The sequence below is a fragment of the Ruegeria sp. BJ3 genome (assembly GCF_056535665.1).
This window is the reverse complement of sequence record NZ_JBQFIT010000002.1, coordinates 119,003-137,608: the sequence shown is the minus strand read 5'-3', so window position 1 is coordinate 137,608 and position 18,606 is coordinate 119,003. Positions and strand designations below refer to the sequence as shown.

The following is an 18,606-nucleotide window of genomic DNA, read 5'->3' as shown; positions in this document are numbered from 1 at the left end:
CCTGCCGGACTGACGTTTGCATCGGCCTGCCCCGGTATGAGGGCAGGCCGGTTTCACCTTAGCCGTACCGGTAGGGACGGCCAGCCTTTTGCATGTCGGCATTGTACTTCTTGATGATCTCGACAACCTTCGCCTTGGTCTCGGACTCGGCTGCAATCTCATCCCAGAACGCCACTGCGGCGGCTTCGACCTGCGCCCATTCTTCATCCGGGATCGAGGTCAGCTTCATCTTGTCACCATTCACGCGAAGCGATGCCTCGCCGCCCCAATACCACCACTGACGGTAGTAATGCGACTGGTCGGTGCAGACGCGGAACAGGGTCTGCAGGTCTTCGGGCAGTTCGTTCCAGCGGTCCATGTTGGCAAAGAACGACCCGGCCCAGGCGCCCGAGATGTTGTTGGTCAGGAAGTAGTTGGTCACATCCGCCCAGCCGACGGTGTAATCCTCGGTGATGCCCGACCAGGCGATGCCGTCCAGCTCGCCGGTCTGCACGGCGACCTCGATGTCCTCCCACGGCAGGGTCACCGGGACCACGCCGAACTGCGACAGGAACCGGCCCGCCGTCGGGAAGGTGAAGACCCGCTTGCCCTGAAGGTCCGCCAGGCTGTTGATCGGGTCCTTGGTGGCGAAATGGCACGGATCCCAGGCGCCGGCCGAGATGTGCTTGACGCCCACCTTGGAATACTCTTCGTCCCAGATCTCGTTCAGACCGTATTGGTTGAACAGGACCGGCACGTCCAGCGAGTAGCGCGAGGCAAAGGGGAAATAGCCGCCGAACACGGTTACTTCGGTGGGCGAAGCCATCGAGTCGTCATCCGACTGCACCGCGTCGATCGTGCCACGCTGCATGGCGCGGAACAGCTCGCCCGTGGGCACAAGCTGGTCGGCATAGAACAGCTCGATCTGCATCCGGTCGCCGGCGATCTGGTTGAACATCTTGATGGCCGGGTCGATCACATGCTCGGCCAGTGCGGGGCCGGCATAGGTCTGCATGCGCCAGCGGATTGTGGATTGCGCCAGCGCCGGGGTGGCCAGCGCGGCTGCCGGGGCCGCGGCGGCCCCTTTCAGGAATGTGCGTCTGTTCGTCATCTTCTCTCTCCGTTGTCGGTTTCGATGGGCGAGAGACCATCCTCTCGCATGTGCCCCGGTATGTCCGGGGTCATTTGTTGTAGATGTAGTCGGGCAGCCACAGCGCGATCTGCGGGAAGGTCATGATGATGGCCAGCGCCAGCGTCATCACCATCACGAAGGGCAGGATCGAACCGTAGATGTCGCGCAGCGAAATCTCGGGCGGGGCCATGGCCCGCATCAGGAACAGGTTATAGCCGAAGGGCGGCGTCATATAGGCGATCTGCGTGGTGATCGTGTACAGCACCCCGTACCAGATCAGGTCGAAGCCCAGTTCCCCCACCAGCGGCACGTACAGCGGCGCCACGATCACCAGCATCGCGGTGTCGTCCAGAAAGGTGCCCATGACGATGAAGCTCAGCTGCATCAGGATCAGGATCACCCAGGGGTTCAGGCCCAGCCGTTCGGTGAACAGGGTCTCGATCGCGCGCACGGCGCCCAGCCCGTCGAATACCGCACCAAAGGCTAGCGCGGCCAGGATGATCCACATGAACATGCAGGTGATGCCTAGGGTCGAGCGCACCGAAACCTCGAACACCTGCCGCGTCATCCGCCCTTTCAGCACGGCGGCCGCAAAAGCCGTCAGCGCACCGATGGCCGAGCTTTCGACCAGCGAGGTCCAGCCATTAACGAATGGCACCATCATCGCCGCGAAGATCGCCAACGGCAGCAGTCCCGCGCGCAGCAGCCGCAGTTTTTCCGCCATCGGCACGTCGCGCTCTTCTTTGGACAGGGCCGGGCCGAGTTCCGGGTTTATCCGGCAGCGGATCACGATGTACAGGATGAACATGCCCGCCATCATCAGGCCCGGCAGGATGCCCGCCAACCACAGCTGCCCCACCGGCTGACGCGCGATCATCGCATAGAGAACCAGTACAACAGAGGGTGGCACAAGTATCCCAAGTGATGATCCGGCCTGGATCACCCCTGTGACCATTTTCTTGTCGTACCCCCGTTTGAGCAGTTCGGGCAGCGCAATCGTGGCCCCGATCGCCATGCCTGCCACGCTCAGCCCGTTCATCGCCGAGATCAGCACCATCAACCCGATCGTGCCAATGGCCAGCCCGCCATTTAGTCCACCCATCCAGATATGAAACATCTTGTACAGGTCGTCGGCGATTTTGGACTCGGCCAGAACATAGCCCATAAAGATGAACATCGGCAGCGTCAGCAGCGGGTACCATTTCATCAGCTTCATCGCGGCCGAAAACCCGATGTCATAGCCGCCACGGTCGCCCCACAGCAGAAGCGCAGCCACCACGGCCACGAAACCGATGGCGCCGAATACGCGCTGACCGGTCAGCAGCATCAGCATCATGGTCGAGAACATCAGGATGGCGATCAACTCATACGACATCAGATCACCTCGCGCGGGATGTCATCGCCCATGAGGCGCAGAATATCTTTGAAAAGCTCGGAAATGGCCTGCAGCAGCATCAGGATCAGCCCCACGACCATGATCACCTTGATCGGCCACAGATAGGGGCGCCACGCGGTCGGGCTGCGCTCGCCATATTGCAGGGAATAGCTGAGCGAGTCGAACCCGCCATAGATCATCACGCCCAGGTAGAAGATGAGGAACAGAACGGTGAACGCGTCGGTCCAGGCCCGTCGCCGGTGCGACCACTCGCTGTAGAGAAGGTCCATCCGCACGTTCGAACCCATCTGGATCGAATACGGCCCGCCTAGGATGTAATAGGCGACCATCGCGAACTGCGCGACTTCGAGCGTCCAGAGCGACGGAAGGAAAAAGGTCTTTGAGATGGACGACCACAGCAGGATGCCCATCATCACGAAGATACCGTACATCACGACCCGCCCGATCCAGCGGTTCATGCGGTCGATGACCGCAATATATCCCCGCATGAAGCTCATACCTGCACCCCTGCCCTCATGTGTTCTGCCCTGCGTCGGAAAAGGTTTCGACCGTGGCGGCCAAAATTGGCGTCAATAGCCCCACGATCCGATTGACCCCGGTCGGCGTGTCGATCAGATCATTGCGGATCTCGATCATCACGTTGGGCAAGCCCCGCGCGATACCGTGCTCACGCAGGGTGTGCGTGACACCATCCTCTGGCGAATAGGGTTCGTTCAACGCCACTCTCAGCCCGCAATGCGCTGCATGGTTCAGCATGACCTGAGCCGCACGGTCATCAGAGTCATGCAAAATCCCCAGTTCGACCGCCCGGGTCTTGCCGTTGTAGATTGGTGTAAAACTGTGGATCGTAATCAGAACAGGCGGTTCTGGGCGGCGGTCCAGCGTTTGCGACAAGAGACCCCGGAACGGTTTATAAATGTCGCGAACTCGCTGGGCGCGCTGTTCCGCGGTCAGACCATGATTGCCTGGCACCGCGAACACCTCGCTGCGCGGCGGCATCGAGTCTTCCCGTTCGGGCGGACGATTGCAGTCATAGACCAGCCGACTGACCCGCGAGTGTACGAGAGGCGCATCCAGGGCGCCGGCCAGTTCAACTGCAACCTCCAGTGCCCCGATATCCCAGGCCGCGTGTGAACGGGCCGCCACGTCGTCCAACCCCAGCCCATCCAAAGCCGCAGGAATGAACCGGCTTGCGTGTTCGCACACCAGAACCGCGCGCGCCACGCCACGCGCGTTCAACACACGTGCGGCGGGCACTTCCAGAGGGGATAACAGAGATGACTCGGTCTTGGACTGCATGCGTAGCATTTGTTACAGCGGCCTTGGGCCTGTCAAGAAAATTTCTGTAGACAAAATTACAATCACTCATATCCTGTAGCAAATTGAATAATATGAGGGCGCCGATGGCCTCTGTCGCCAAAACGGTCAAACAACGCATTCAGGACGAACTTGAAGGCCTGACCCGCTCGGAACGGCAGCTGGGATCGGTCCTGTTGCAGGATTATCCGATGGGTGGGCTGCAATCGATCACCAAGCTGGCAGCGGCGGCGCAAGTGTCCACCCCAACGGTCATTCGCATGGCGCGAAAACTGGGTTTCGATGGGTTTCCTGCGCTGCAGGAGGCGCTACGCGAAGAAGTCGCGGCACAAATCCAAAAGCCGATCTCGAAACGCGACGCCTGGATCGTGGATGATGAAACCGAACATCCGATCACGCGTTTTGCCCAAGCCGTCTGGACCAACATGCGCCACACGCTGGAGCGGCTGGACAAGTCGATGTTCGACGCGGTGGCGCAGTTGCTGGCCGATACCGAGCGCCATTTGTATGTCGTGGGCGGCCGCATCACCCGCTCGAACGCCGACTATCTGTTCAACCACATGCAGATCATCCGGCCCAACGTGACCATGCTGGGCAACTCGGCCAATGTATGGCCGCAATACCTGCTGGACATGGACGAAAGCTCGGTTCTGGTCATCTTCGACATCCGCCGCTACGAGGCGCATCTGGAAAAGCTGGCACAAGTTGCGTCCGATCGCGGGGTGACCGTCGTGCTGTTCACCGACCAATGGGGGTCGCCCATCGGCAAATCGGCCAACTATACCTTTCACGCTCTGGTCGAAGCTCCATCAAGCTGGGATTCGACGATCGCCCTTCAACTCATTTCGGAAACCTTGATTGCGGAGGTTCAGGAGGCGCGCTGGGAAGAAAGCAAGGAGCGTATCGAGGAGTTGGAGCGCTATTTCTCGACCACACGGATCTTCCGCAGCCACGAGGCGTGACGAACGAACCATCGCCTGTGCGCCGGATTTTGGTTGGAAATGCCGCATCTGCTTGGTAGCCATTGGGCAATCTCTAAAAAACCGGGCTAGGCTGTTCTGCTAAGATTAGCCTACGTCTGCGCGGAAGCACGATACCTTTTGCGTTCCGCGAATAGCCAGTTCACACCGCCTCGAGATTCCCAAGCAGGATCGACGTCATGTCCACACTGAACATCCCATCCAGGGCGGTAACCGCAGCGCCGGTTTGATAGTCGACATTCGTGGGCGTGATTGAGGAAAGATCGGCGTTCTGATCCAGATAAACCCATTCCGGCTCGTGTGCGGTGGGCAACCCAACGGCAACCTGCAGGATCGCCATGGCATCCAGTGCATTGACGGTGCCATCCCGGGTGATATCGGCCGCGATCAGGTTTTCGGGGGCTGCGGGTCCCCAGGTTGGTCCCAAACCGACCGCTATCCGCAAAACCTGTAGCGCATCCAGGGCCGTGATCTCTCCGCTGGCATGGGAATACGATTTGATGATGTCCACGTGACCCGACAACGAACCTGATGGCAAATCAAGATCGAATTGGCCCTGATCGTCGGCCTGTACCGATATCGGGCTGTTTCCAACTGGCGTGAAGACGATCTCAGCATCGCTCAGCGCGGGGTTCGAACCGGAAGACTCTACCGTGATTGGACCCGTCACACCGGCCGAGGCCTCGGGCCCCGCAAGCACGCCAAAGTCAACAGGGATATGATCCGGCCCCTCGAAACCGGACCCGAAAATTTCGGCGCTGGTGAGTGTGCCGCCGTCGGTCGAAAATAACTCGACGGTTTCATCCATGAACTCAATCCGAGCCCCTTGTGCCGTTGACGTCACGGTCAGCTGCCCGGGGTTGCGCAACATCGGGTAGTCAAACAGATCCAACCGATCGGTTCCGGCCTCGAAATCCGTGATCGTCGTCAATCCACTGCCGAACCGCATAACGAAGATGTCCGCGCCGGAACCGCCCTGCATGGTGGTTTCACTGCGACCGGCAATCAGAATGTCGTCACCGGCACCGCCCTGCAAATCAGTGTCTAAAACGCCGGCGCTCAGCATGTCGTCCTGAGCGGTTCCGGTTACGAATCCATTCCCCTCGATGACATTGCCCAAGGAGTCCAAAGACACTGTCAGCTGGGTTAGCCCTGCATCCTGCTGCGATGCCACAAAGATCTGAAGGTCGTCCCCAACATGAGCCACCTCGATGGTCTCAACATTCTGAAGACCGCTATCCAGCGTATCCGCAAAGCTGTCCAGGTAGATCAGCTTGCCATCAGGGGTCATCGTCAGCAGGGTCACCCCGTCATCTCCGCCGCCGGCGATGGCAAAGACGCGTCCATCCACCTCGACGACCTTCATGTCCTGAACTGCGCCAAAACGGGTACCCAACGTGTCCAACGCATGATCCTTTGGAACCAGTGTTCCGTCTGCGCGCAGCTCCATCACACTGATGGAGTTGCTGCTGGACCCGGCTACTAGAACCCACGTGTGTCCATACGCATCAACGGTTTCCAACGCTGTCGGAGAACTGATCCCAAGCGTTTGGGTTGTCGTGTTGTCAACTTCGATCAGCGTCCCGCTTCCCTGATCGGCGTTGAACACCCGGATCGCATTGTCGGTGGCATTGGCAGTGACGACATACTGGTTGCTGCTCACCGCCGCAGTCTGCATCGTCCCGGCATTGCCCGCGACCGAGCCGACATGACTGAGTGCACCATTCGAGTTCACCACGTAGGTGCCGATGAGCCCGCTGTCCTGATGGGCCACCGTCAGGTAGTCGACCGCACCCACCGAGTATTGGACCAATGCTGTGACATCACCGCCTCCGGGAATCGCCGCCGTTTCTTGCAGCGCCCCGATCGTGCCATCCGTATTCAACTCGTATCCGACAAGGCCTGTTGCGTTATCGACGTCCAGTGCCAACAGATCGCTTGCGCCCAATGCGACCAGAGCACCAAGGCTGCCGACCTGCAACGATATGGTGCCGCTGAAATATTGATCGTCGTGGAATTGCAGAGCCCCACCATCCACAAGCTGCCAGACCACGATGCCGCCGCCAGCCCGGGTCGTGCTGTACAGATACGTAACACCGTTAAACGTTTTTAAAGCCGTATCGCCGATACCTGAATCGAGCGCCGGACTCCCCGTTGCAACCACTCTTTCGAACTGAAGCATCAACTCAGATCACCCCCAATGCCATCGCTGGCAGTCCTTTCGAGGGTGACGCGGTGCCAAGGCAAAGACGAGAACGAAATTGTGGTGAAAACGAGGAATTCGGCTCCAGATTAACTCAATTTTTCAAGGTCCGACCGCATGAATAACTCGGCAGCAGGAAAGAAGAACAGAACTTGGCTTCTTCGGTCTTGTCGCGCGGGTATCCGCGGCCACCGATTGTGAGGACATGATGACGATGAAACCTGTTTCGCACGAAGTCTCCATCCAGAAGGACTCACCAGATGCAGGGCATGAGAAGCATGTCCGCAAATGGGTCAAAGCGCGTCTGCGCCGATGGGCCGGATCGGGAGTCGGCGGTGGTTTGGCCTCTGCCCTTCTGGCCTTGCCCGCGCTGGCCCAAGCCACTGAGGAGGAGTTGAGCACATTTCAGTTTGCCGATGTCCTGCCCGGTGTCCAGTCGGTCAAACTGCTGCTCAACGGCGACGTTCAACTGAAGCTATTGGACGGTCGCACAGTCCTGGTTTCCGCGGAAAACGTGCACGTTCTGGAAAACGGGTCAATCATGATTGCCGAAGACGTGGCCGTTGAAGTCGCGCAGCTTGCAGTGGCCGCTGAAGCCGCCGGAGCAGCGGCAGCTGGTGGTGGCGGTATGGGAGCCGCAGGCGCGGTGCTGGGTGGTTTGGGTCTGGCCGGCGCGGCCGCCGCTGGCGGCGGTGGCGGCGAAGATGCCGCGACACCCGCGGAGTCGCCGAGCCCGTCCAGCCTGAACCTATCCCAGTTGCAGGGAAATTCGCTGAACAGCACCACCGCCAAGGCGTCAGCACCTGATGGCACCGTTTCGGTCGAAGTAACCATCGGGTCGGTCACCAAAACCGTATCAGCGGGGCCGGACGGCAGTTGGAGCGTTTCGCTGAGCCAAATCGAGGCGGCAGGGTTGCCTCAGGGGGTCGCATCCGTGACGATCCGGCACCTGGATGGAGCCGGAGGTGAGATCGCTGTCGAAACAGCCACGTTCAACATCGACACCATCGCTCCGGCCATCGCGATAACAGGATTTTCCCACGGGGCGGTCATGAATGCGGCCGAGAGCGCGTCAGATCTGGAAATCCGTGGTACGACCGATGCGGAAAATGGTCAGATGGTGACTGTGGGGTTGAACGGTCAGATCTATACCGCAACGGTGTCCGGCGGCACTTGGAGCGTCACGGTTCCGGCCGCCGATCTGGCGTCTCTGCCCGATGGTGCGACCGTCAATGTGACCGCTGATGTGGTGGATCGCGCAGGCAATCCCGCGGCTCAAGCCACCAACAGCTTTGATACTGACTTTTTCGCCCCAGCCATAACAATAGACCCTGTCGCAGGCGGCCAGATCGACCTTGTGGACGTCGGATCGGACCTGACGATTACCGGCACGACGACCGGCGAAGATGGCCAACCGGTTGTGCTGACTTTCAATGGCCAGACCTACAGCGGAACCGCTTCAGGCGGTGTTTGGAGTGTGACAGTTCCCACAGCCGACCTCGGCGTTCTGGTCACCGGTAGCCCCATCAACATCAGTGCCACGATCAGCGATGCCGCCGGAAACCCGGCCACGCCTGCTGCGGTTTCGGTGCCCGTGGACCTGAGCGGACCGTCTATCTCTATTTCGCCTCTGCCCGTCGGTGCGGTCTTGAACGCGGCCGAAGCCGGAGCAGATCTGACGATCAGCGGCACAACCGGGAATGTAACCGATGGCCAGACAGTCACGGTAACTTTGGACGGTCAGACCTACACGGGCCCTGTGTCCGGAGGGACGTGGAGCGTGACCGTGCCGAACGCGGATTTGATTGCCCTGGCCGACGGCGCAACTTTCACCATCACCGCCGACGTGACGGATGCCGATGGCCTCGTGGCCCCACAGGCGAGTGCAGGAGTTTCCAAAGACGCGACCGCCCCAACGATAAGCATCGACACGTTTTCGGACGGCGCGGTCATGAACGCGGTCGAACAGGGAACCGACCTCAGCATATCCGGAACGACGACCGCCGAAGACGGCCAGGTCGTGACCATTGGAATGAACGGTCAAACCTACGGCGCCACCGTTTCAGGTGGCAACTGGAGTGTCAGCATTCCCACAGCCGATCTGGTCGGCCTCTCCGACGGTGCCACCGTCACCGTGACCGCCGATGTTTCGGACCTTGCTGGGAACCCGGCCGCACAGGCCACTGGCAGCTTCGACACGGACTTTACGGCCCCCGCCCTGTCAATCTCGACGGTATCGGCCGGGGGCACCATGAACCTGGCAGAGCAATCCGGCGGAATGACGGTCTCCGGCATTTCCGACGCGCCTGATGGAACGGTCGTCTCGATCCAAGTTCAACGAGCGGACGGGACTGTGGATGTCTCAGGCACCGCTACAGTGACGAGTGGCGCGTGGACCTACACCGCTTCACCCCTCGACCTTAGCGGCCTGCAAGATGCCGAATCCTACACGATTTCCGCGTCGGTCAGCGACGCAGCCGGAAATACACAGACGACTTCGACTGGGTTCAACACCGATTTCAGCGCCCCGACCATCTCACTGACCCCCCTGGGAACTGGATCGGTTCTAGACGTCACCGAGAAGGACAGCGACCTGACAGTATCGGGGACAACGACAGCCGAAGATGGGCAAACCATTACTGTAGGGCTGAACGGGCAGACCTACACAGCCACCGCTTCGGGTGGGGTCTGGTCGACCACCATACCTACAGCTGATCTGAACGCGCTTTCTGACGGAACAACCTATTCTATCACCGCATCGGTTTCGGACACCGCTGGCAACCCCGCTTCTCAGGCGGCAGCCTCGGTGACCACCGACTACCGACCCATCCTGACCTTGAATGAAGTCGGAACCAACGACGCGGTTTCGCTGAGTGACGCGCAATCCAGCGGCCTGACAGTCAGCGGTTCATCCATAGGTCTCGGCGCGGGACAAACCGTTGAGGTGATGCTGAACTCGGTCTCTGTCGGCACAGCCACGGTCGCGGCCAACGGCACGTGGAGCCTGAACGTACCTGCCACGGCGTTTTCGGGCACAACGGCGGGTGACCTTTTGGATTTTTCGGTTTCAGCGACGGTTGCCGGAGGACCGAACCCCCTACCCGCGACAGAACAGGCGACGGCTCACGTTCCAGCGGCCTATTTCATTTCCGAGGCAGGCCGGAGCGGGTCGACGATAACTTTCGAAATACATGCCGAAGCGGACCGGGACATATCCAGTGGGTTGGCTTTCACGGCCAACTTGGGTTTTGACCCCGCGGTCGTGACCTATGACATGGGATCCGAGGTCGAAAACACCGGTTTTGATCTGTTTCTGGCAAACCCGAACGGGGCGGCGGAAATCAGTTTTGGCGGGGCCGCGACAAGCTTTAGCGACCTGACCCAGCCTGTCGTCACGTTCACGATGACGGTGCTGGACCCGACGAAGCCGATCGAGTTGACGATCAACACGCCCGACGGTGGCCCGACCCATTGGGTATTGGGAACAGACGGCGCAGACGCATTGGCGGCCACGGGTATCGACAATGTCATCCGCGGTGGGGACGGCGACGATGTGATCGATCTGTCCGGCGCTGGCCGAGATCTTATCGTTTTCGAAGCGGACCCGACGGCCAACGGCACCGATATCGTAACGGGTTTCACCCTGGGGCCTGCAGCCGACATGGCCGACGCCATTATGTTCAGCGGGTTGGATGTCTCATCGCTTCGCGGTGATGGAACAAGTGTCGAAACACTCGCGATTGGCGACATGATCGCGACCGACACAGGTTTTGTAGGGCTGACAACCACACTCACCGATCTGACAACCGATACTCTGGAAGCCGCCGCAGAAACGCTTACCGGGGCTCAAGCCGGAGATGAGATCTATCTGCTGGCCAGCGATGGAACTGACAGTGTGCTGGTCAAGGTGGACTATTCCGCCCCAACCTCAGCCACGGTCAGCACGGTCGCGCAGTTTGACGGCCTGGGTGATCTGAGCGGTCTGAGCAGCGACAACATACTGCATACCGATCCGACCGGCGCGTCAAGTTGATCCTGACAAACATGAAAAGGTGGGGCCGCCCCGGCCCTTCCTAACGGACCAGCGGAGACATCAATGGCACAGAACGGCCCAGTACCCGTCACTTTCGACAGACATTCCGATCGCTCGTGGCACAGATTTTCATCCTACGATTTTGCGCGCTGCAGATTGGAGTGCGAGATCGTAAGTGCGGAAGTCTCAGAAGCAGCCGCCTCTTTTCCAATTGCTTTTCGATCCTCGGGGGGCGGGGTATCGCCGCATGCTATTCTGGCGACCGCAGCTTCTCCGGAAACACCATTTGTTTCGGACCAAGGACGCTGGCGGGCCACCTATGTTCCTTCCTTGCTGAGATGCCATCCGTTCTCAATCGAAATGGTCGGTGGCGAAGCAGGATCGCGCACCAACTCAGGCAAGCTTGTTGTAGATGAAACCACCGGACTCGTGTCCTGTGACCAATCCGGCAGCCCGTTCTTTGCAAAGGACGGCTCGATCGCCTCTGAACTGGAAGCCCTGAAGGGCTTCTTCAAGAGCTTTCTGGCCGATCGCAACGCAACCCGACGTGCCTGCGCGCTGATAAAGGAATTGGGCCTATTCGTCGAATTGACCCGTTTTAAGGATGCGGAGTTGCCCGACGGTTGGATGAGCGTGGACTTTCGACGCTTCAACCAACTTGGGCCGGCGCAGACAGCGGTTCTGCAATCTAGCGGAGCGATGCAGTTGATTTACGCTCATCAAGTCTCGCTCAACCATCTTCTGTGGATACACCACTGCCAGACGCATTCTCCCAAGGTGATCAGCACTCCCGCAAACGGCAGGGACTCCGACCTTGTGAGGTTCTTGGATGCCATTGCCGCGGAACGAGACTTGTCGGACGCGGAGGCCAAATATGCCTGCCTTTGATCGACTCATCTTGCCTCTACTGGTCGGTTCGGTGGCCGTGCTCACTGCGGCTTGTGAGCCGGTTCCGGATCTTGCCCCGATTGAGATGGCTTTTTTAGAAGGATCAACGGGCGCCGGCGCGACAAAGCCGTCGGGTCATCTGACTCGCAGTTCATTCGGCCAGAGAATACGGCGCGCGGTAGAAACCAGCCCGAACCTGGCGCAGAGCGAGACCGGCGTTGACGCAGCCTTTGCAGATATGGACGCGGCAGAAGGAGCCTTTCTTCCGCAGGTGTCACTTGGCGTAAATGCCCGATCGGAACGGGTGGATTCAGATATTGCGGATGTATCGCCATATCTGCGGGTATCACAGCTTGTATACGACGGGGGAGCTGCCGCCGGAGACTTGGCAGCGGCACGGGCCCGCGTGCTCGTAAGCCGCGGCGATCAGCTTCAAACCGCAGCCGCGACGGCCCTTGCCGCAATTGAATCCTATGTGTTGGTCATCGACCGTCGGAAAATCGTTGAAATCGCGTGGGAAAACGTCCGCCGCCATGAGGAGATCGAGAAACAGATCTCCGACCGCGCCGCGCAAGGGGCCGGCTCCGCTGCCGATGTCCTGACGGCGCGTTCTCGGGTCGCGGATGCCAGGACCAAGTTGGCGGATTCCCGGGCTCAGGCTGATCGCGCCAATGCGCGATTCCAGGAAATTTTTGGGGCCCCGCCGGGCAAACTGGATCCCCCTGTCCCAGCGCCCAACCTGTCGAGAAGCGACGCCGTCATCGTGATGGACAGCCCGCAGGTTCGACGCGCAGACGCGGCGGTTCTGGCGGCAAAGGCAGACCGCTCTGCCGCAATCGCGCGGCGTCAGCCGGACGTGAGGGTTTCGGCCTTTGCCAACCAGGACGACAGCAGCGACGCGAATTTCGGCGTAGACCTGTCGGTCAACTACGAGCTGGACAGCACCGGTCAACGGCGGGCGGCAATTGCCGCCGCCGAAGCGCGGGTCAAACAAGCAGAATTTGCCCGCGAGGTTCTTGTTCGGGAAATCCAGCGAGAGCTAGGTTTCATTCGATCCGACCAAAAGGCCGGCGCCCAGCGTCTGCGCGAGGCCCGCATCGCAGTTGCCGCAAATGCCGACAGCGTTGCCGCCACTCAAGAGCAATTCCACATCGGGCGCAGCAGCTTAGTCGAAATCCTGGACGCGCAGCGCGATTATGTGAACGCACAGGAGCGCCTGATCCTGGCGGAGCAGAATTTCTTCCTAACGAACTACGCCGCGCTCAGCCTTACGGGCGACATCATTGATCTGCTGGGCATCCAGCTCAGAACATGGGGCAACAGACCATGACCCAACGCAGCCAGCCTCCTACATCCCTGCCCCTCACCAACTTTGAGGCATGTCTGCTGCATGTGGCGGCAGAGCTTGACCGGCCATTGACCAAAGCCAGCCTTTTGGCAGCCCAATCCTCGGTCTCTGGTGGGTTGAAGGTGCAGGACGCGATCGCACTGGCCCATGACCATGGATTGCAGGCGGGCTTCGGGCCGCGCCGGCTGTCGGAGTTTGATCCCAGCCTCGCACCGGCGATACTGTTGCTCGAGGACCATCGGGCCGTGGTTTACCATGGCCGTTCGAAGTCTGGCCGTCTGTTGATCCACGACCCAGAGCTTGGAGACAGCATTGGTGAGATGGATGAATGCCAGCTCGACGCCGTCTATTCCGGCTATGCGATGTTGTTTCGTCGAGCATACTCCGAGGAAATCAAAAACAACCCAAGCCAGCCGAGCCGTCACTGGTTCCGATCAGCGCTTGTGGCCAATCGTTGGTCGTACTTGCAGGTTGCTCTGGCCGCGGCTTTGACGAATATCCTGGGGCTTTCAACCTCGGTTTTCATCATGACCGTCTATGACCGGGTTCTGCCAAATGAAGCCGTCGAGTCCCTGGTCGCCCTGACCATCGGTGTCGGCATCGCACTGTTTTTTGATTTTGTGCTGAAGATCCTGCGCGCCAGTTTCATCGACAGGGCAGGTCGGAATGCCGACATGTTGATGGGCCGGCGTGTTTTCGATCAACTTCTGAATATCCAGATGAAGTCCCGAACCGGCTCAACCGGCGCCATGGCGAACACGGTGCGTGAGTTCGAAACACTCCGCGAGTTCTTCACGTCGGCTACGCTGGTCATGGTGGTTGATTTGCCGTTCATCGGTCTGTTTTTGCTTACGATCTACATGGTTGGCGGACCGCTGTTTCTGATCCCAGCTCTCGCCGTACCAGTCGTGCTGATCGCCGGGCTCGCCATTCAGCCGCTCTTGTCCCGCCTGGCGGAGCGCAGTTTTTTTGATGGCCAGTCAAAGCAATCCGTGCTGATCGAAACTCTGGCCGGTCTGGAAACGATCAAGACGACCACTGCGGCCGGCACGATGCGGCGACGCTGGGAAGAGGCAATCGAACGACAATCCGGCAACAGTGTTCGGTCGCGTGCCATCAGTCAATTCGCCTTGAACCTGACCGGTTTCACGCAGCAGGCGGCCCAGGTCCTAATCGTATTTTACGGTGTTTTTCTGATAGCGGACGGCCTGACCAGCATGGGCGCTTTGGTCGCTTCAGTGATGCTGACCGGAAGGGCTTTGGCACCTCTTGGCCAGCTGTCTCAAACGCTGACTCGGTTCAACCAGGCGCGCAGTGCTTACCGGAACCTTGACGCAATGATGCAAGCCGACAGCGAGCGGCCATCGGGTCGCACCTGGATCAGCCGCTCCAACTTCAAAGGGCGTATCACGTTCAACAACGTGTATTTCGCCTACCCAGACCAGGATGAGGACACACTGAAAGGCGTGTCCTTCGACATCAAACCGGGGGAGAAAGTTGCGATTCTCGGGCGGATCGGATCAGGAAAAAGCACCATCGCAAGACTGCTTCTGGGATTGTATCAACCCCGTGTCGGTTCGGTTCTTTTGGATGGGATTGACATCCGCCAGATTGATCCGGGGGACCTTCGGCGCAACATTGGGTCGGTCCTACAGGATGTTTGGCTGTTTTCGGGCTCGGTCCGCGAAAACATCGCGGCCGGCGCCGTCCGCCCGCGCGACGAAGATCTGATCCGGGCCGGACGTATTTCGGGCGTTGAAGACTTTGTATCGCGGCATCCCAGCGGGTACGATTTGATGCTGGCCGAACGTGGTGAGGGGCTCTCGGGCGGGCAACGTCAGACGATCGCCCTAGCCCGGGCATTGATCGGGCAGCCGCCCGTCCTGTTGCTGGACGAACCCACCAGCGCGATGGATCTCGCGAACGAGGCGAACATCATTCAGCGGCTGAAAGCAGCGGCTGCGGATACGACTATGGTCATCGTTACCCATCGGGCAAGTCTGCTGGAACTGGTCGACCGGGTCATCGTGATCGAAAACGGCAAAGTGGGCGTTGACGCCGTCAAGTCAGTTCTCACCAACCGAGCCAAAGACGCGCGGAGGCACATGAATGTCGCGGCATCCTGACCTTGCAAGATTGGCCCGCGAGATGAACGGCGGCTCGGGGTTTCGCGGCTCGGTATTGCTGCTGGCCATAATGGGCTGCATGTTGACCGCCGGCGCATGGGCTTTCGTCACCGAACTGGACGACGTGGTCCGCGCGGACGGTCGCGTCGTACCGTCAGGCGACGTTCAGGTGATCGAAGCAACCGAACCTGGGGTTCTTCAGGCTGTTCATGTTCAAGAGGGTCAGATCGTCGACAAGAACGCTTTGCTGCTGGAATTGGACGCAACGCAAATCGGCAGCGAGCTGGACACCGAGCGGCAACGGGCATTGGGACTACGGGCGCGTATTAAGCGGTTGCAGGCCGAAATTGACGGATCCGATTTGCGGTTCGAGCCCGAGCTTGTTCAACAAGCACCGGACGTCGTTCGCTCGGAAACGGCTCTGTATCTCGGCCGAAAATCGGAATTGGCCGACGAGATCGCCATTTTGGAACGCCAACGTGAGCAGAAGCAGCGCGAATTGGAAGAGGGGTTGGTGGACCGGGTCACTGCGGAAGAAACACTCAAGGTCCTGTCCGAAGAGCGCGCTTTGATGGAGCCGCTGGTCCGCCGCAAGATGGAGCCTGCGACAACTCTGCTAGCCCTGCGACGCAGCGAGGCGGAATGGAAGGGCCGCAAGGTAAGGGCCGAGGCCGCTGCAAGCCGTCTGGAAACCGGGCTGAGTGAAATCGATGACCGCATCACGGCCACCAAAAGCCGGTTTCGCAGCGCGGCACTGACCGATCTTGCCATTGCCACTGCGCAGCTTGCGGCGCTTGAGCCCACCCTGCCCGCGTTGGAGAACCGCGCGGCGCGCGCGCAGGTTCGTGCGCCAGTCAGGGGCATCGTCAACCGAATCCACCGCACGACCTTGGGCGGCTTGGCCCGCAGCGGCGAGGATCTGGTCGAAATCGTTCCGTTGGACGACAACCTTCTGGTCGAAGCCTATGTCCGTCCTGACGACATCGCGTTCCTGCGTGCGGGTCAGCAGGTGAAGGTCAAGATCACCGCTTACGATTTTGCCAGATACGGCGCGCTGGACGGCGAAATTGTTCGCATCGGCGCGGATACGATTACACGGTCAGAGCGGCAGCACGAGGAAGTCTTCGTGGTCGAGATCCGAACCAGCGGCACCTTGTTGGACGCCGATGGACTGGCGGTAGAGATCATTCCGGGAATGATCGCACAAGTTGACATTCTGGCCGGCAGGAAGACCGTTCTCGACTATCTCATCCAGCCTGTTCTCAAGGTAAAAAACCAGGCTTTACGGGATTGATCACGCAGCCGGTGTCTTGAATTGCTGATCGAACAGGCGGCGGAAGCTACCATTCTGTTCCATCAACTCATCCAACTTGCCCTGTTCGATCACCTGACCATCCTGGACAACCATGATCTTGTCTGCCTCAAGCACGGTCGACAGCCGGTGAGCAATGACGATCGTGGTCACGTTCTCCGTCAGCTTATCCAAAGCCTGCTTCACCAGTGCCTCGGACTCAGCATCCAACGCGCTGGTGGCTTCGTCGAGCAGCAGAATTTCAGCCTTCCGAAGAATGGCGCGGGCAATTGCCAGACGCTGTTTCTGTCCTCCAGACAGAAACGCACCGTTCTCACCGACTTCGGTGTCGTATCCCTTGGGCAGCGACATGATAAAATCATGCGCATGCGCGGCTTTGGCCGCATCGCGAATCTCGTCCTCGGTCGCATCGGGACGGGCATATCGCAGGTTTTCCATGACCGTCGCGGAGAACAAAAACGTATCCTGGCCAACATAAGAAATCTTGCGCCGCAATGAGGCAAAGCTGACATCCTGCAAATTCTGTCCGTCGATCTCGACGTAGCCTTGGTCAGGATCGTAGAACCGCATGATGAGCCCGAAGATGGTCGACTTGCCTCCACCCGACTGCCCCACCAAAGCGGTTGTCTTTCCGGCCTCGAAGGTCAGGTTCATTCCATTGATCACAGGCATGCCGCCGCTGTAGCCAAAGGTGACGTTCCGCAGGCGTACCTCGCCCGGACCGGACCGCAGCTCTTGCGGTTGCGGACTTTCGCGCATTGGGTCTTCCTGATCCAGCAGTTCGAACATCATCTCGATCGGAACCAACGTGGACTCAATGGTCACCCGCATCCGGGACAGCCGCTTGGCCGGTTCATAGGCCATCAGAAGCGCCGTGATAAAGGACATCAGCTGACCCGCGGTCGGCGGTTCAGTCCCGGCAATTCCCATGGTGCTGACGACCAACACGCCGGCAACGGCAACTCCGGCAAGGAATTCCATCATCGGGCTGGCAATGGACTGCAGCTTGGCAATTTCGTTCGATCGCTTTTCGACGCTGCGCACGGCTGCGGTCATCCGCTCGGTCATTCGGTCTTCCAGTGCGAAAACCTTGATGATTTTAATCCCTGAGGATGTTTCTTGCAGAACGCGGATGATCTCGGAAACAGACCTCAACTCGGATTGCATGATCGCGCGGACGCTTTTCAAAAGATAGCGCACACTCAGCAGCGCAACCGGCCCAACGATGAAAAACAACGCCGAAAGCACAGGCTGCTGATAGACCATCACAAAGATGAGGCCCACGAGTGTCAGCGCATCCCGAACGAACGTGGTCACGATCACGTCGACCAGCGTTCGCGCTGCACCCGCGCCCCGGGTCACACGCATCAGAAGGTCCGAAGACTCGCTTTTGGAAAAGAAATCCACTCCACGCCGAAGCAGTTTTTTGTACAACTTCTCCTGTTGCTCGGCGATGATGCGGTTGCCGGCGCGAGCCAGAAACACGGACTGGACGTAAGAAGCCAGCGCCTTGACCAAGAACAGCACGATTACGGCTGACGCGATGATATGAACCTGAGACCGCATGTCAGGCGAAGTCATGGCATCGACGATGTTTTCCATCATCCAAGCCGTCCCTGCGGTGGTCGCGGCAACGATCATCATGGCAAACATGGCAACCGCATATTTCTTGCCTTGCGCCCGCAAGCTGTCGCCCACCAGCCGACCGATATGGCCGGATCGCCACTTGGCCCAGGTTTTCCTGATCATAAGGGTCTCCAAATCAAGCTGACGCTTTCTTGCGCGTCAGCGCAGAGTTTGCAAGCTGCCATAACTACGCGCTTCAACACTGCACCGAAAAAGTGCAGCCGGCAGAAGTTAAGGTCACTTCAGCTGGATTTCCAGAGGCAGCC

At 59.4% G+C, this 18,606-nt stretch carries 12 protein-coding genes; 6 read left to right on the top strand and 6 right to left on the bottom strand.

The window, feature by feature from the left end; translation table 11 throughout:
• Positions 1-58 precede the first annotated feature (58 nt).
• From ACR3EL_RS18040 to ACR3EL_RS18025, 4 genes are all read right to left on the bottom strand, one after another.
• Positions 59-1,090: a TRAP transporter substrate-binding protein gene (locus ACR3EL_RS18040; protein ID WP_093963096.1), complete on the bottom strand. Its 1,032-nt coding sequence runs from the start codon at positions 1,088-1,090 to the stop codon at positions 59-61.
• A 70-nt stretch (positions 1,091-1,160) separates the two neighbouring features.
• Positions 1,161-2,486, bottom strand: coding sequence for a TRAP transporter large permease (locus ACR3EL_RS18035; protein WP_480722507.1), 1,326 nt, complete (start codon positions 2,484-2,486; stop codon positions 1,161-1,163).
• Positions 2,486-3,004 (bottom strand): TRAP transporter small permease subunit, encoded by a 519-nt coding sequence (locus ACR3EL_RS18030; RefSeq protein ID WP_480722506.1) that lies wholly within the window; start codon positions 3,002-3,004, stop codon positions 2,486-2,488. Before ACR3EL_RS18030 ends, ACR3EL_RS18035 begins: the two co-directional genes overlap by 1 nt.
• A 16-nt stretch (positions 3,005-3,020) precedes the next feature.
• Positions 3,021-3,806: an N-formylglutamate amidohydrolase gene (locus ACR3EL_RS18025; RefSeq protein ID WP_170525855.1), complete on the bottom strand. Its 786-nt coding sequence runs from the start codon at positions 3,804-3,806 to the stop codon at positions 3,021-3,023.
• Positions 3,807-3,910: 104 nt separating this feature from the next.
• Here ACR3EL_RS18025 and ACR3EL_RS18020 point away from each other — a divergent pair, with 104 nt between their 5' ends.
• The gene (locus tag ACR3EL_RS18020; protein ID WP_093963099.1) at positions 3,911-4,786 is read left to right on the top strand and encodes a MurR/RpiR family transcriptional regulator; all 876 of its coding nucleotides are present in this window, start codon (positions 3,911-3,913) and stop codon (positions 4,784-4,786) included.
• A gap of 160 nt (positions 4,787-4,946) precedes the next feature.
• Here the strand turns inward: ACR3EL_RS18020 and ACR3EL_RS18015 are convergent, their stop codons facing one another.
• Complete coding sequence (locus ACR3EL_RS18015) at positions 4,947-6,986, bottom strand: dockerin type I domain-containing protein (RefSeq protein ID WP_480722505.1); 2,040 nt, start codon at positions 6,984-6,986, stop codon at positions 4,947-4,949.
• Between the two features lie 229 nt (positions 6,987-7,215).
• Between ACR3EL_RS18015 and ACR3EL_RS18010 the strand changes: the two genes are divergently transcribed.
• From ACR3EL_RS18010 to ACR3EL_RS17990, 5 genes are all read left to right on the top strand, one after another.
• Entirely contained in the window at positions 7,216-11,040 is a 3,825-nt protein-coding gene (locus ACR3EL_RS18010; protein WP_170341941.1) for an Ig-like domain-containing protein, read from the top strand.
• A gap of 63 nt (positions 11,041-11,103) precedes the next feature.
• Positions 11,104-11,928, top strand: coding sequence for a SapC family protein (locus ACR3EL_RS18005; RefSeq protein ID WP_480722504.1), 825 nt, complete (start codon positions 11,104-11,106; stop codon positions 11,926-11,928).
• Positions 11,876-13,258, top strand: coding sequence for a TolC family protein (locus ACR3EL_RS18000; protein WP_480722503.1), 1,383 nt, complete (start codon positions 11,876-11,878; stop codon positions 13,256-13,258). Before ACR3EL_RS18005 ends, ACR3EL_RS18000 begins: the two co-directional genes overlap by 53 nt.
• Positions 13,255-15,402, top strand: a complete 2,148-nt coding sequence (locus tag ACR3EL_RS17995) for a type I secretion system permease/ATPase (protein ID WP_480722502.1) — start codon at positions 13,255-13,257, stop codon at positions 15,400-15,402. Before ACR3EL_RS18000 ends, ACR3EL_RS17995 begins: the two co-directional genes overlap by 4 nt.
• Positions 15,386-16,696, top strand: a complete 1,311-nt coding sequence (locus ACR3EL_RS17990; RefSeq protein ID WP_170369376.1) for an HlyD family type I secretion periplasmic adaptor subunit — start codon at positions 15,386-15,388, stop codon at positions 16,694-16,696. Before ACR3EL_RS17995 ends, ACR3EL_RS17990 begins: the two co-directional genes overlap by 17 nt.
• Here the strand turns inward: ACR3EL_RS17990 and ACR3EL_RS17985 are convergent, their stop codons facing one another.
• Positions 16,697-18,463: an ABC transporter ATP-binding protein gene (locus ACR3EL_RS17985; protein ID WP_170341933.1), complete on the bottom strand. Its 1,767-nt coding sequence runs from the start codon at positions 18,461-18,463 to the stop codon at positions 16,697-16,699.
• Positions 18,464-18,606: the final 143 nt, after the last annotated feature.